This window comes from Pseudomonas sp. UBA6753, from assembly GCF_002453565.1.
Classification (GTDB): domain Bacteria; phylum Pseudomonadota; class Gammaproteobacteria; order Pseudomonadales; family Pseudomonadaceae; genus Aquipseudomonas; species Aquipseudomonas putida_Z.
The window spans coordinates 70,044-83,486 of sequence record NZ_DKHD01000045.1; the positions used below are offsets into that span (position 1 = coordinate 70,044).

Annotated in this window: 11 protein-coding genes; 4 read left to right on the forward strand and 7 right to left on the reverse strand. The window is 65.5% G+C overall.

Annotated features, from left to right (window positions below):
• Positions 1-84 precede the first annotated feature (84 nt).
• Both argE and B2790_RS17700 read right to left on the reverse strand, forming a co-directional pair.
• Positions 85-1,245, reverse strand: coding sequence for an acetylornithine deacetylase (argE, locus tag B2790_RS17695; protein ID WP_286919353.1), 1,161 nt, complete (start codon positions 1,243-1,245; stop codon positions 85-87).
• Positions 1,238-1,915 carry a DUF1028 domain-containing protein gene (locus tag B2790_RS17700; RefSeq protein WP_013972966.1) on the reverse strand — a complete coding sequence of 226 codons (678 nt, stop codon included), beginning with the start codon at positions 1,913-1,915 and terminating at the stop codon, positions 1,238-1,240. Before B2790_RS17700 ends, argE begins: the two co-directional genes overlap by 8 nt.
• A 304-nt stretch (positions 1,916-2,219) precedes the next feature.
• On the opposite strand from B2790_RS17700, the gene B2790_RS17705 reads away from it, so the two are divergent.
• Both B2790_RS17705 and B2790_RS17710 read left to right on the forward strand, forming a co-directional pair.
• Complete coding sequence (locus tag B2790_RS17705; RefSeq protein WP_025338852.1) at positions 2,220-3,539, forward strand: flavin-containing monooxygenase; 1,320 nt, start codon at positions 2,220-2,222, stop codon at positions 3,537-3,539.
• Complete coding sequence (locus tag B2790_RS17710) at positions 3,539-3,955, forward strand: RidA family protein (RefSeq protein WP_286919354.1); 417 nt, start codon at positions 3,539-3,541, stop codon at positions 3,953-3,955. The genes B2790_RS17705 and B2790_RS17710 overlap by 1 nt, the downstream gene beginning before the upstream one ends.
• 224 nt (positions 3,956-4,179) lie before the next feature.
• Here B2790_RS17710 and B2790_RS17715 read toward each other — a convergent pair whose 3' ends face one another.
• The 4 genes from B2790_RS17715 to pgm all read right to left on the reverse strand — a co-directional run bounded on the left by B2790_RS17715 (position 4,180) and on the right by pgm (position 9,821).
• On the reverse strand, positions 4,180-6,585 hold the full coding sequence (locus tag B2790_RS17715) for a TonB-dependent receptor (protein WP_286919355.1): 2,406 nt from the start codon (positions 6,583-6,585) through the stop codon (positions 4,180-4,182).
• A 66-nt stretch (positions 6,586-6,651) separates the two neighbouring features.
• Positions 6,652-7,596: a FecR domain-containing protein gene (locus B2790_RS17720; protein ID WP_286919356.1), complete on the reverse strand. Its 945-nt coding sequence runs from the start codon at positions 7,594-7,596 to the stop codon at positions 6,652-6,654.
• Positions 7,596-8,105: a sigma-70 family RNA polymerase sigma factor gene (locus B2790_RS17725; RefSeq protein ID WP_286919357.1), complete on the reverse strand. Its 510-nt coding sequence runs from the start codon at positions 8,103-8,105 to the stop codon at positions 7,596-7,598. Before B2790_RS17725 ends, B2790_RS17720 begins: the two co-directional genes overlap by 1 nt.
• 78 nt (positions 8,106-8,183) lie before the next feature.
• Positions 8,184-9,821, reverse strand: a complete 1,638-nt coding sequence (gene pgm, locus B2790_RS17730; protein ID WP_286919358.1) for a phosphoglucomutase (alpha-D-glucose-1,6-bisphosphate-dependent) — start codon at positions 9,819-9,821, stop codon at positions 8,184-8,186.
• A 322-nt stretch (positions 9,822-10,143) separates the two neighbouring features.
• Here pgm and B2790_RS17735 point away from each other — a divergent pair, with 322 nt between their 5' ends.
• Together B2790_RS17735 and B2790_RS17740 are read left to right on the forward strand one after the other, a co-directional pair.
• The gene (locus B2790_RS17735; protein ID WP_286919359.1) at positions 10,144-10,791 is read left to right on the forward strand and encodes a DUF1345 domain-containing protein; all 648 of its coding nucleotides are present in this window, start codon (positions 10,144-10,146) and stop codon (positions 10,789-10,791) included.
• A 274-nt stretch (positions 10,792-11,065) separates the two neighbouring features.
• A complete protein-coding gene (locus tag B2790_RS17740) occupies positions 11,066-11,326 on the forward strand; it encodes a DUF1652 domain-containing protein (RefSeq protein ID WP_046615421.1) in 261 nt (86 codons plus the stop codon).
• Here the strand turns inward: B2790_RS17740 and B2790_RS17745 are convergent.
• On the reverse strand, positions 11,323-13,413 hold the full coding sequence (locus tag B2790_RS17745; protein ID WP_286919360.1) for a putative bifunctional diguanylate cyclase/phosphodiesterase: 2,091 nt from the start codon (positions 13,411-13,413) through the stop codon (positions 11,323-11,325). The genes B2790_RS17740 and B2790_RS17745 overlap by 4 nt on opposite strands.
• Positions 13,414-13,443: the final 30 nt, after the last annotated feature.

Consider the following 13,443-nt stretch of genomic DNA (forward strand, 5'->3'; position numbering starts at 1 on the left):
CGCCCGCTCCCACAGGTACTGCACAGCCCTTGAGACTGACGAGATCCTGTGGGAGCGGGTTTACCCGCGAAGAGGCCAGCGCAATCAACCCTGCCTGAGGTAATCCACCAGCCTCAGCAACATGGCATCACACCCCCGCAACTGCTCGACACTGACGAACTCATCCGGCTTGTGCCCCTGGTCCATGCTCCCAGGCCCACACACCACAGTCGGGATGCCCGCCTGGTCGAACAGCCCACCTTCGGTACCAAACGCCACCGTACCGAACTCATCCGAACCACTGAGCAACGCCACCAGGCCAGCCGCCTCGCTATCCGCTGGCGTGGCCAGCCCCGGATACGCACTCAACGGCTGCAGGTGAATGGCGCTGGCCGCATTGACCTTGCGCATGCGAGGCAGCAATTCGGCCTCGGCATAGGTTTGCAACTGGTCGGCCACTGTCTGCGCCTCGAACCCCGGCAAGGCCCGCACTTCGAAATCGAATTCGCATTCCGCCGGCACGATGTTCAGCGCCCTGCCCCCTTTGATCACACCCGTCTGCACAGTGGAGAACGGTGGGTCGAAGCGCTCGTCGTGATGCTCCGGCAACGCCAGGGCATCACCGATATCACCCAGCTTGCCGATCAGCTTCGCCGCATACTCGATGGCATTCACCCCATACGGCGCGTACGCCGAGTGGCAGGCCGCGCCATGTACCTGGCAACGCATCGCCAGCTTGCCCTTGTGCCCCAGCACCGGCTTGAGTTCGGTGGGTTCGCCAATCAGGCACAGCCGTGGCTTGTGCGGGCGCTGCTCCAGCGCGGCCAGCATCGAGCGCACCCCCAGGCAGCCGACTTCCTCGTCGTAGGAGAACGCCAGGTGCACCGGCATGCGCAACGGCTGGGCGAGAAACGCCGGTACAGCCGCCAGCACCGAAGCGATGAAGCCCTTCATGTCGGCCGTGCCGCGCCCATACAGCCGCCCGTCGCGCTCACTCAGGGCAAACGGCTCGACTGTCCAGGCCTGGCCGTCCACCGGCACCACATCGGTATGCCCGGACAGCACCACGCCGCCAACGTCCCGGGGGCCGATGGTGGCGAACAGGTTGGCCTTGGTGCCTTCCGGGTTATGGAACAGTTCGCTTTCCACCCCCAGCTCGGCCAGGTAGTCGCGGATGAAGCTGATCAGTTCGAGGTTGGAATCCCGGCTGACGGTGGCAAAGCCGATCAGCCTGGCCAGCAGCGCGCGACTGGCAAATTCACTCATCGCCCGGCACCCCGTAGCTTGGCGCGGCAGTCGGGTTGAGGGCGCGGGTGACGTAGTCCTGCATCTGCGGCCGATACGCCTGCCACAGGCCATCGAGCACGCCGATCGGGTCGGCCTCGGCCCAGTCCACGCGCAGGTCCACCAGCGGCCAGGTCAGCTCGCCGGCAATTTTCAACGCCGCCGAGTGCACAGGCCCCGCCTCGCCGCCTGCGGCCATCGCCGCGTGCATGGCCGCCAGCAGGCGGTCGGCCAGATGCCCGCCGGCTTGTTCAAAGGCCTGCACCATCGCCTCGATCACCTGGGTCGAGGCCAACAGGTTGCCTGCCGCCGCACATTGCTCACCGGCCACGGCGTGGTGTGTGCCCAGGGCTTCCTTGCCAGTGAACAGCGCCACCTGGCCATGGCTGTCGATCACCGTGAGCTGGCGGTACTCGCTCCAGCCATTGGCGCTCAGCACCCGGTCCAGCGCAGCGGCAGGCGGCAACTGGCCCTGTTCCAGGGCATCGAGAATCTGCGGGCCCAGCGCCGGCAAGGTGATGTTCTGGGTGGCGACCGCACCCACACCGGCACGTACCCACGGGCAGCGGGCGCCCACGGCGATGCTCGAAGAGCTGATGGCGATACCGACCTGGCCGGTTTCCTGGCAACGACCGATGATGGAAAAAGTCATGTCATGGTTCCTGTTGTGCTGTGCGATACACGGCATTCTGGGTGGAACCTTTCGGCCGGCGAAACGACCTTTTTCCGAGGGTTTGCAGAGGAAAAAACTATGACCACGAAACGTTCCGGAAAAACCCCGGCAAAGCTGCTGCGGGAACCGCTGCAGGCGGCAGGAATCAAGGCCTTCGCCGTTTTATGGGCAAGCCCCAGCTAAATACTATTTTCGCCATTTCCACGGCATCCCTAGTCTGGCCCCAGGCAACGGCGGTCCTCCAAACCGACCTGACAAAAACCGCCTGAACAAGGGCTCGGACATGACACTGAACAACCTCGAAATCGACACCCTCGTCGTCGGCGCCGGCCAGGCCGGCGTGGCCATGAGCGAACACCTGAGCAAGCTTGGCGTGCCGCACCTGGTGCTGGAGCGCAAGCGTATCGCCGAGGCCTGGCGCACCGGCCGCTGGGACTCGCTGGTAGCCAACGGCCCGGTCTGGCACGACCGCTTCCCGGGGCTGGAATTCAACCTCGACGCCGACGCCTTCGCCGGCAAGGACCAGGTGGCCGACTACTTCGAGCAGTACGTACGCAAGTACAACCTGCCCGTACGCACCGGCATCGAAGTGAAGAAAGTGCTGCGCAACAGCGACCGCCCCGGTTTTACCATCGAAACCAATGAAGGCGTGATTCGCGCCAACCGCGTGGTCGCCGCCACCGGCCCGTTCCAGAAACCGGTGATCCCGGCCATCGCGCCGAAAGACAGCAACCTGCACCAGATCCACTCCGCTGCCTATTACAACCCCGAGCAGTTGCCAGAAGGCGCTGTGCTGGTGGTCGGCGCCGGATCTTCCGGCGTGCAGATCGCCGAAGAACTGATGCGTGCCGGGCGCCAGGTGTACCTCTCGGTCGGCGCCCACGATCGCCCGCCACGCGCTTACCGCAACCGCGACTTCTGCTGGTGGCTGGGCGTGCTGGGTGAGTGGGATGCGGAAATCGCCAAGCCTGGCCGCGAGCACGTGACCATTGCCGTCAGTGGCGCCCGTGGCGGCCACACCGTGGACTTCCGCGCCCTCGCCCACCAGGGCATGACCCTGGTCGGCCTGACCCAGTCGTTCGAGAACGGCGTGGCGCGCTTCCAGGACAACCTGGTCGAGAACATCAACCGCGGCGACGAAAACTACCTGGCCCTGCTGGATGCCGCCGATGCCTACATCGAACGCAACGGCCTGGACCTGCCGGAAGAGCCCGAAGCCCGCAAACGCCTGGCCGACCCGGAGTGCATGCGCAACCCGCTGCAGCAACTGGACCTGGCCAAGGCCGGCGTCACCAGCATCATCTGGGCCACCGGTTACGGTGTCGACTTCAGCTGGCTGCAGGTAGACACCTTCGACGCCAACGGCAAGCCCCAGCACCAACGCGGCGTGGCCCGCGAGCCGGGTGTGTACTTCCTTGGCCTGCCGTGGCTGTCGCGCCGTGGCTCGTCGTTCATCTGGGGCGTGTGGCACGACGCCAAGCACGTCGCCGGCCACATCGCCACGCAACGCACCTATACCGCCTACCGCGACCGCGAACAACGCGCAGCGGATGAGCAGCAACAACCCAAGATCAGCAACGTCAGCACCCTCGGAGCCCACTGATGCCTACCCATACTCGCATCCGCATGTTCAACACCAAGGTCACCTACCCCAACCAGACCTTGGACAACGACCTGTGCCAGGCGGTACGCGCCGGCAACACCATCTACGTGCGCGGCCAGGTCGGCACCGACTTCGAAGGCAACCTGGTGGGCCTGGGTGACCCACGGGCGCAGGCCGAGCAGGCGATGAAGAACGTCAAGCAACTGCTCGAAGAAGCCGGCTCGGACCTGTCGCACATCGTCAAGACCACCACCTACATCACCGACCCGCGCTTCCGCGAGCCGGTGTACAAGGAGGTAGGCAAGTGGCTCAAGGGCGTGTTCCCGATTTCCACCGGGCTGGTGGTGGCCGGGTTGGCCCAGGCCGAGTGGCTGATGGAGATCGATGTGATCGCCGTGGTGCCTGACCAAGCCTAGCGGGATCACCGGGAGCGGGCTTGCCCTGATATTGGTCAGTCAGTGTTCTTGGGGCTGCTGCGCAGCCCATCGCCGGCAAGCCGGGCTCCCACAGGTACGGCGCAGACCTCAAGGCTTGCGAAATCCCTGTGGGAGCCCGGCTTGCCGGCGATGGGCCGCAAGGCGGCCCCCGATTGCTTGATCTGACAGGCATCAGGGCATCAGGCCCACACATATCGAACCTGCTAGAAACCCACTGTCGCCGACAGCAGGTAGGTACGCGGCGTAGACAGCGTCAGCCCCGGCTCGCTGTCATCCGAGGCCCCGGCCGAACTCCAGTAGCGGTCGTCCAGCACGTTCTCGACACTGGCACGCAAGGTCACCTGGGCGGAATCCACCTTGAACGCATAACGCGCCCCCAGGTCGTAACGCTCCCAACCCTCGATCTGCTTGCTATTGTTCTGGTCCAGGTACTGCGAGCTCGAGTGGATGCCCCGCGCCGTCAGGGTCAGGCCGTTCACCCCAGGCACGTCCCATTCGGCGCCGAGGTTGACGTTGTACTCGGGCGTGGCCGGCGCGCGGTTGCCATCGTAGGCGCCACCGATGGTGTCGGTCAGTTCGCTGTCGATGTACATCACCCCGCCCAGCACACGCACGCCTTGCACGGGCTCGCCGAACACGCTCAGTTCGATACCGCGGTTGTCGCGCTTGCCATTGGGGCCGAACACCCGCGACGTGGGGTTGGTTTCGTAGGCGGGCTGGCGGATGCGGAAGGCACTGGCGGTAAAGGCGACCTGGCCCAGGTCGTACTTGGCCCCCACCTCGACCTGGCGGCTGGTGAACGGCGGGAAGATCTGGTCTTCGTTGACCGATGTCGACGGCGCGATCTTGCCCTGGCTCAGGCCCTCCATGTAGTTGGCATACAACGACAGCTGGTCGGTAACCTTGAGCAGGACGCCGCCCGAAGGCGACACCTTCTCTTCATCGTAGGCGGTATCCCCCTTGATACCGTCGCTCCAGTCATCCACCTGCACCCGCTGCCAGCGCGCGCCCAGGGTCAGCAGCAGGCGGTCGTCGAAGAAGCCCAGGGTGTCGGCCAGGGCCACGCCGGAAAAGCGGTTTTCCGTGTACACCTGAGGGTCGATGCGGGTTGGCGTGCCCGGTGTCGGCGTGGCCACCGGGTGGTAGAGGTTACTGGGCGCCGAGGCATAGCGGGCGCCGCCGTTGGTGAAGTCCATGTAGAAGTAGGTGGCGGCCAGGTTCAGTTCGTGGCTGACCGGCCCGGTATGGAACCAGTTGCGCACGCCGGCCATGGCGGTACGCACGGTTTCATCCCGGGTGAAGTCGCGCGGCTGCACGGTGAAGTCGCCGGCATCGTTGCTGATGGACACGTTGTGGCGCAGGAAGTCATGGTTGCTCTTGCGCGCACCGACCGCGCCATAGGCCAGCAGCGACTCGCTGATATCGTACTCGGCATGCAGCGCACCGAAGGTGTCGTTGGTGCGCGCCTCGCTCCAGGCCTGGGCGTAGTTGTGGCGTACGTCGTTGGCATCCGGCACCTTGGCGTTGGCACCAACCAGCACCCGCTCCTGCGGTGCATCGGTGTCGCGCTCGGTATGGCCGAGGTCTGCCGAAAGCCGCAGGCGCTCGCCACGAAAGTCCAGGCCCAGCACCGCCATTTCGCGCTCGACACGCTGGTGGTCCCATTCGGTGTCGCCCGCCTGTTTCACGCCATTGAAACGCACGCCGAACTGCTGGCCTTCGCCAAAGCGCCGGCCAACATCCACTGCACCGCCTGCCTGGCCCGCCGAAGCATAACTGCCGGTAAACTCGGTGAGCGGCTGGTCGCCGGCCCGCTTGGGCTGCACATTGATGCCGCCGCCGACACTGCCTCGCGGCGAAATGCCGTTGATCAGCTGGCTGGGGCCTTTGATGATGTCGACCCGGTCGGCCATTTCCATGTCGATCGAGTAGGTCGGCAGGATGCCGTACAGGCCGTTGTAGGCCACATCGCTGTTGAACAGGCTGAAGCCGCGAATGGTGAACTGCTCGAAGCGCCCACCCGCCGGGTTGGTGGCGCACACCGATGGGTCGCTGGCGATCAGCTCGCCCAAGGTTCGCGCCTGCTGGTTCTTCACCAGTTCGCTGGTGTAGCTGGTGATGCTGAACGGGGTTTCCATGAAGTCGCGCGTGCCGAGCAGGCCCTGTGAACCCTGACGTGCTACCTGGCCACCGGCGTATGGTTGCGTTTCGTTGCCTGCGGCCAGGCCGCCGACGATGCTGGTCGGGGCGATTTCCAGCGCACCATTCGCCTGGGGGGCCGGCATCAACGTGAAAGCACCCTCGCCCACCGGCAGCAACTGCAGGCCGCTGCCGCGCAGCAGCTGGGTGAAGCCTTCGTCGACACTGTAGCTGCCGGACAGGCCATTGCTCTGCCGGCCGTTGACCAGCGCCGGGTCCAACGACAGGCTGACCCCGGCCTGGTCGGCAAACTGAGTAAGTGCCGCACCCAGGCTGGCGGCCGGCACCTGATAGCTGCGCCGGGCGGGTTCATCGGCCCAGGCCGGTGCACACAACAACAGGCTCATGGCGAACAACGGATGTGCCGCACGCGCCAGTGGGCGCAGGCGGCAGGACATGACAACAGGCATTGAACAAGGCTCCCCTTTATTTGCTCCTACCGGTAATGACCGGTGAGCGGAAAAAAGGGGACAGCCTCATGCGCGATTTTCTCGCGCGGCCAGGCTCACCCAGTAACGCGTGCGCGTGTGCACCTGCAACGGCAGGCTGGCGGCGAGCAAGGCCAGCACTCGGTCGGTGTCGTCGAGGCGGAAGGTACCGGTCACGCGCAGGGCCTCCAGTTCGGGCGCCCAGCGCAGCACGCCGGGGCGGTACCTGCGCAGCTCGTGAAGCAGTTCACCCAAGGGACGGCCCTCCAGGCGCAGCACGCCTTCGCGCCAGCCCAGCGGCCAGGCGTCCAGGCCGGTGACAGGGCCAACCCCGGCCACTTGCAGGCTGGCCTGCTGCCCGGCCTGCAGCAACAGTGCAGGGCCTTGCCGCGGCTGCAGGTTGGCCGTGCCCTTGAGCACCGATACCCGGCAAGCCTGATCGACCAGGCGCAGGCACACCTCGCCGGCATCCAGCGCGACCTGGCCATAGGGCACCTGCAACGTCAGGCTCAGATTGCCGGGCAACCTGACTGCCACTTCGCCACGCAGCAATGTCAGGCGACGCGCGCCCAGGTCGATATCCACTGCACTGTCGGTGTTCAACTGCACGAAAGTGCCATCGCTCAGCAGCACTTGCCGGCGCTCCCCGACCGCGGTGTGCATGTCGGCGGTCCAGGCCTCCAGCGGCAGTTCGCGGCTTGCCAGCCAGGCCGCCGGCAACAATGCCGCCACGCCCAGGGCCTGCTTGAGCAGCGCCCGGCGGCCGCTATCCGGGCGGTCCAGGGTGGCCATGGCCAATGCGCCGGGTAGCGCGGAAAAGCGCTGGCGCAACAGCAGTGCCTTTTGCCAGGCGTGTTCGTGCAAGGTGCTGCTGGTGCGCCATTGTTCCAGGCGCTGCAGGTCACCCTCGCTGGCAGTGCCAGAGTCCACCAGCGCCAGCCAGCGCGCGGCGGCCTGCAGTGCCTCGCGGGTTTCGGGGGCATGGCTGGTCATTACAGTTCGGCCAGCAGGCAATGCTCGTAGGCCTGCGCCATGTAGCGTTTGACCGAGCGCTCGCAAACGCCCAGGCGCTTGCCGATCTCGGCATAGCCCAGGCCCTCCAGCTGGCTCCAGAGAAAGGCCTTGCGTACCGGCGCCTTGAGGCCGTCGAGCAACTCGTCGAGGGCTTGCAGGGTTTCCAGCAGCAGCCAACGCTGCTCTGGCGAGGGCACATGCTGCTCTGGCAACCGGGCCAGTGCATCGAGGTAGGCTTGTTCCAGGCTGCGCCGTTGGTGGAAGTTGCTCAGCAGGCGCTTGCCCACGGTCAGCAGGTAGGCACGCGGTTCGCGAATGTCTGCCAGCGGCTGGGCGCTGGCCAGGATACGCAGGAAGGTATCCTGGCTGAGGTCGGCGGCATCCCAGGCATTGCCCATGCGCCGCCGCAGCCAGGTTTCCAGCCAGCCACGATGTTCCCGGTACAGGGCAGGCAGGCTATGCTCCGGTGGCGGCGCGGCGTCGATCATGGGGAAGGCCCTGCGGTGGCGTAAATAAGATTAATTCTAATTTACAGCACACCACAGAACCAAGCGGTTTGTTACCAGTCAGGCAATCGCCGCATCCACCAGCACTTGCGCTTCCTGCACCAGACGCTGCAGGTGCGCCTCGTCGATGAAGCTTTCGGCGTAGATCTTGTAGATGTCCTCGGTGCCCGAAGGGCGCGCGGCGAACCAGCCATTGGCGGTCATCACCTTCAGCCCACCGATCGCCTGGCCGTTGCCCGGTGCATGGCTGAGGATCTGCACGATCCGCTCACCCGCCAGCTCGGTCGACTTCACCTGCTCCGGCGCCAGCTTGCTCAACAAAGCCTTTTGCCGGGCATCGGCCTTGGCTTCGACACGGGTGGCGAACGGCTTGCCCAGCGCCTCGGTCAGGTCGGCGTAGGCCTGGCTCGGGTTGCGCCCGGTGCGGGCAGTCATCTCGGCAGCCAGCAAGGCCGGGATCAGCCCGTCCTTGTCGGTGGCCCAGACCGAGCCATCGCGGCGCAGGAACGAAGCCCCCGCACTCTCCTCGCCACCAAAGCCCAACGTGCCGTCAAACAGGCCCTGGGCGAAGAACTTGAAGCCCACCGGCACTTCGTACAGCTCACGGCCCAGGCGCTGGGTGACGCGGTCGATCAGGCCGCTGGAGACCACGGTCTTGCCGACGGCGGCATCGCTGCGCCATTGCGGGCGGTGGCGGTACAGGTAGTCGATGGCCACGGCCAGGTAGTTGTTCGGCTGCAGCAGGCCATCGGGGGTGACGATGCCATGGCGGTCGTGGTCCGGGTCGCAGGCGAAGGCCACGTCGAAGCGTTCGCGCAGGCCGATCAGGCCCTGCATGGCATAGGGCGAGGATGGGTCCATGCGGATCTGGCCGTCCCAGTCGACGGTCATGAAGCGGAAGGTCGGGTCGACCTCGGTGTTCACCACCTCCAGGTCCAGCTGGTAATGCTCGGCGATCGCCGACCAGTAGCGCACCCCCGCCCCGCCCAGCGGGTCGACGCCCAGGCGCAGCTTGGCGCTGCGGATGACGTCGAAGTCGATGACGTTTTCCAGGTCGGCCACGTAGTTGCTCACGTAGTCGTGGCGCTGGGTAGTGGATGCCTGCAACGCCTGGGCGTGGTCCATACGCTTGACGCCCGCCAGGTCAGCGGCCAGCAGTTCGTTGGCCTTGGCCTCGATCCACTTGGTCACGTCGCTGTCGGCCGGGCCGCCATTGGGCGGGTTGTACTTGAAGCCACCACTCTGCGGCGGGTTGTGCGATGGGGTGATGACGATGCCGTCGGCCAGGCCCTGCTCGCGGCCACGGTTATGGCAGAGGATGGCGTGGGAAACGGCCGGTGTCGGCGTGTATTCGTCGTCCTTGGACAGCATTACCTGCACGCCATTGGCCGCCAGCACTTCCAGGGCGCTGGCGGTAGCCGGTGCCGACAGTGCGTGGGTGTCGGCGCCGATGAACAGCGGGCCATCGATGCCCTTCTCCTGGCGATACAGGCAGATGGCCTGGGTAATGGCCAGGACGTGGTACTCGTTGAAGCTCAATTCAAGCGAAGTGCCACGGTGCCCCGAGGTGCCGAAGGCCACCCGCTGGGCCGCCACGGCAGCGTCGGGGCGGCCGGTGTAGTAGGCGGTGAGCAGCCGGGGAATATCGACCAGCACGCTGGCCGGAGCCGGCTTGCCTGCCAAAGGACTGAGCGTCATGCAGAAACCTCGAGTTCAACGGATGTTGGTGTTGGAGCGTGCAGTGTACTGAGAGTTGCAATGCCGCGCGATGGGCGGCAGCAAAGAATCAGTGAGCACACCGCATACCCTGTGGGAGCGGCTTTAGCCGCGAAGAACCCAACGCGGTACATGGCACCGGCTGCGCCGGTGTTCGCGGCTAAAGCCGCTCCCACAGGGTACTTGCCAGCCACCGCGGTGGCTGCTTCGCGGGCTCGCCCGCTCCCACAATGGACCCGAGCATGTCCCTCGTCTCTGTAATGACCGTCTAGAGTGGTACCCATACCCCCGAAAACGAGGTTCCATGGCTTTCCACCGCCTGACCCACACCCACCCGCGCCTGAGCATCGCCACTGTGGTCGGCCTGCTCGGCGCCTGGCTGATCCCTGCCGGCGACAGCGTGCAGCACATCCTCGCCGGCTGGAATCTTGGCGTATGGCTGTACCTGCTGCTGGTGCTCTACCTGACCTTGAGCGCCAATGCGGAAAAGGTACGCAAGGTCGCCCGCGTCGAAGACGAAAACGCCGGCCTGGTCCTGCTCACCGTGTGCATCGCCGCCATCGCCAGCCTCGCCGCCGTCACCCTGCAACTGGTGTCCAGCCGTGGCCTGCAAGGCACGGCGCTGGTCGTGCACTACCTCTACACCGGCCTGACCGTGGCCGGCTCCTGGCTGTTGATCGGCTGCATTTTCAGCCTGCACTACGCGCGGCTGTTCTATACCGGACAAAACCACGAACCGCCGCTGCGCTTCGCCGATGGCGAACGCAACCCCGATTACTGGGACTTCCACTACTTCTCGTTCACCATCAGCGTGGCGGTACAAACCTCAGACGTGGGCGTCGCTGGGCGGGGCCTACGGCGGGTAGTGCTGGCACATTCACTAGTGGGGTTCGTATTCAACACGGCGATCCTGGGATTCACCATCAACATCGCTGCCGGGCTGCTCGGCTGATTGCACCGCTCGTCCGAAAACATCGTGCGGAGATGTCGATCAAAGTGGCAGAACCTGGCGGGTTATCTGCCGTCAACATACCGGGAAAACGTTTGCCTTGCGGCCCTGCGCCAGATGCCCTGCATGACAAGGATGTGACCGCTGTCATGCATTAGCACATTTGTCGTATTTGCAGCCGAGAATACTCCGTAGCAGGTGCTATGGTTACTTTCCCGGCGGCCGCATCGATGTGGCCACCCGCTCACCACGTCCAGGTACGGACAAGGAGGCTGGCATGAACAAGATGACGTTCCCCAACGCCTGCCAGGTGATGCGCTGGCATTTCCACCCGCTGGGCTTCGAAGCCAGCATGGATGCGCCGCGCAGCATGGTCGCGCGGCTGTTCGACCGCGCCACCGGCGAAACCCTGCTGGCGATTGCCGGCATTCCCTGCTCGGCGATCATGGCCGCCGCCGATGTAGAGCGCATCATCGAGGCCGTCGAGGCGGAGATGGATACCTTCATGCCCGCCTTCGCCTTGCGCGACGCGGTCTAACCCACTGCGGTACTTTCCTGGCGCATGGCCTGCAACTTGCCCATGAACTGCTCGGCCGGCACCGGCTGGCCCAGCAGGTAGCCTTGCAGCGAATCGCAGCCCAGGCGGGTCAGGAAGTCCTGCTGCCTGTCAGTCTCCACCCCTTCAGCGACGATGCGCAGGCCCAGCGCCTGGCCCAGCGCCACGATTGCCGAAACGATCGCCGCATCGTCGCTGTCCTGCTCCAGGTCGCGCACGAAACCGCGGTCGATCTTCAGCTCGTTGGCCGGCAGGCGCTTGAGGTACATCAGGCTGGAATAGCCGGTGCCAAAGTCATCGATGGACAGGTCCACACCCATGTCGGACAGCCGCTGCAGCACCGTCAGGCTGGCATCGGCGTCGTGCATGGCGGTGGTTTCGGTAATTTCCAGGGTCAGGCAGTTGGCCGGCAGGCTGTTCTGTTGCAGGGCCCGGGCCACGCTCTCGACCAGCCCGGCATGGCAGAACTGGATGGCAGACAGGTTCACCGCCATGCGCCAGCCGTGGTGCCCCTGGTCCAGCCACTGGCGCATCTGCCGGCAGGCCTCGATGAGCACCCATTCGCCAATGGGAATGATCAGGCCGGTCTTTTCCGCCAGGCCGATGAAACGGTCGGGCAGCAACAGGCCCTGCTGCGGGTGCTCCCAGCGCAGCAAGGCCTCGGCACCGATCGGCTGGCAATTCTGGGCGTCGAACTTGGGCTGGTAGTGCAGGCGGAACTGACGCTGCTCCAGGGCCTGGCGCAGGTCCTGCAGTAGCTGCAATTGCTGGCGGGCGTTGCTGTTCATCGACACGTCGAAGAAGCTGTAGCCATTCTTGCCGGAGCTCTTGGCGTGGTACATGGCGGCGTCGGCATTGCGCAGCAGCTCGTGCTGGTCCTGGCCATTGCCCGGGTACAGGACGATGCCCAGGCTCGCCGTCAGCTGCAGGTCATGCTCGGCCACGCGGAACGGCCGAGATACCAGGTTGACCTGCTTGACCGCCACATCCATGGCATCGTTCGGCTCGCGCAGCTGCACCAGCAGCACGAATTCGTCGCCGCCGATGCGCGCAAGCGTGTCCTGGCTGTGCAGGTGCCCGCGCAGGCGTGTCGCTACGGCCTTGAGCAGCAAGTCGCCGACGTGGTGGCCAAAGGCATCGTTGACGGGCTTGAAGCCGTCCAGGTCGATGAACATCAGGGCGAAGCAGCCGCCCTGCTCCGCTACCTTGGCGATGGCCTGCTCGATGCGGTCGGCCAGCAGAGTACGGTTGGGCAGGTCGGTGAGGGTGTCGTGCAGGGCCAGCTGGGTCAGCTCCTGGTTGGCCAGGGTCAGCGAACGGGCCAGCTCGGCGGTGCGTGCCTCCAGGCGGGCATCCAGCACCGAGGTGAGCAAGGCCACCGCCAGTACCGCCAGGGTGGTGATCAGAACCAGGTAGACCAGGCCGTCGCCTTGCAGGCCTCCCCCGGCCAGCGCACCGCAGAAGCTGCCTTCGGGGAAATTCGCCGCAGCCATGCCGGTGTAATGCATGCCGACGATGGCAAAGCCCATCACCACCGCCGCCAGGCCGCGAATCTGCCGCACATAAGGGGTGTGCGCGCGCAAACGGAAGGCGATCCACAAGGCCGCTGCCGAGGCGCCCACGGCAATCAGCAGCGAGGCCCCGAACAGCGTCGGGTCATAGTCGATGCCCGGCAGCATGCGCAGCGCGGCCATGCCGGTGTAGTGCATGCAGGCGATGCCGGCGCCCATGATCAGCGCACCAAACGCCAGCTGCTGCCACGGCAGGCTCGGCTGGCTGACCAGCCACAAGGCAAAGCCCGAGGACAACACGGCAATCAGCAGCGAGAACGCGGTCAGGGCCAGGTCGTAGCCCAGGTCGATGGGCAGGCTGAAGGCGAGCATGCCGATGAAGTGCATCGACCACACGCCGATGCCCATGGCCAGCGCGCCACCCCCCATCCACAGGCAGGCAGCCCGGCCTTTGGCCGTGGCGATGCGGCCGGTCAGGTCAAGGGCGGTATAGGACGCCAGGATCGCCACGCACAGCGAAATCAACACCAGCGAAGAGGAGTAGCTACCGGTCAGCATTGGGAGTTCCAGCGACGGGACGGGAGGCCC

What these genes read in the sequence shown, in the direction of transcription:
- pgm (WP_286919358.1), bottom strand. Translation starts at nt 9,821, where the DNA reads ATGACGCTCAGTCCTTTGGCAGGCAAGCCGGCTCCGGCCAGCGTGCTG.
- B2790_RS17740 (WP_046615421.1), top strand. Translation starts at nt 11,066, where the DNA reads ATGAACAAGATGACGTTCCCCAACGCCTGCCAGGTGATGCGCTGGCAT.
- B2790_RS17745 (WP_286919360.1), bottom strand. Translation starts at nt 13,413, where the DNA reads ATGCTGACCGGTAGCTACTCCTCTTCGCTGGTGTTGATTTCGCTGTGC.
- B2790_RS17725 (WP_286919357.1), bottom strand. Translation starts at nt 8,105, where the DNA reads ATGATCGACGCCGCGCCGCCACCGGAGCATAGCCTGCCTGCCCTGTAC.
- B2790_RS17735 (WP_286919359.1), top strand. Translation starts at nt 10,144, where the DNA reads ATGGCTTTCCACCGCCTGACCCACACCCACCCGCGCCTGAGCATCGCC.
- argE (WP_286919353.1), bottom strand. Translation starts at nt 1,245, where the DNA reads ATGAGTGAATTTGCCAGTCGCGCGCTGCTGGCCAGGCTGATCGGCTTT.
- B2790_RS17715 (WP_286919355.1), bottom strand. Translation starts at nt 6,585, where the DNA reads ATGCCTGTTGTCATGTCCTGCCGCCTGCGCCCACTGGCGCGTGCGGCA.
- B2790_RS17705 (WP_025338852.1), top strand. Translation starts at nt 2,220, where the DNA reads ATGACACTGAACAACCTCGAAATCGACACCCTCGTCGTCGGCGCCGGC.
- B2790_RS17700 (WP_013972966.1), bottom strand. Translation starts at nt 1,915, where the DNA reads ATGACTTTTTCCATCATCGGTCGTTGCCAGGAAACCGGCCAGGTCGGT.
- B2790_RS17710 (WP_286919354.1), top strand. Translation starts at nt 3,539, where the DNA reads ATGCCTACCCATACTCGCATCCGCATGTTCAACACCAAGGTCACCTAC.
- B2790_RS17720 (WP_286919356.1), bottom strand. Translation starts at nt 7,596, where the DNA reads ATGACCAGCCATGCCCCCGAAACCCGCGAGGCACTGCAGGCCGCCGCG.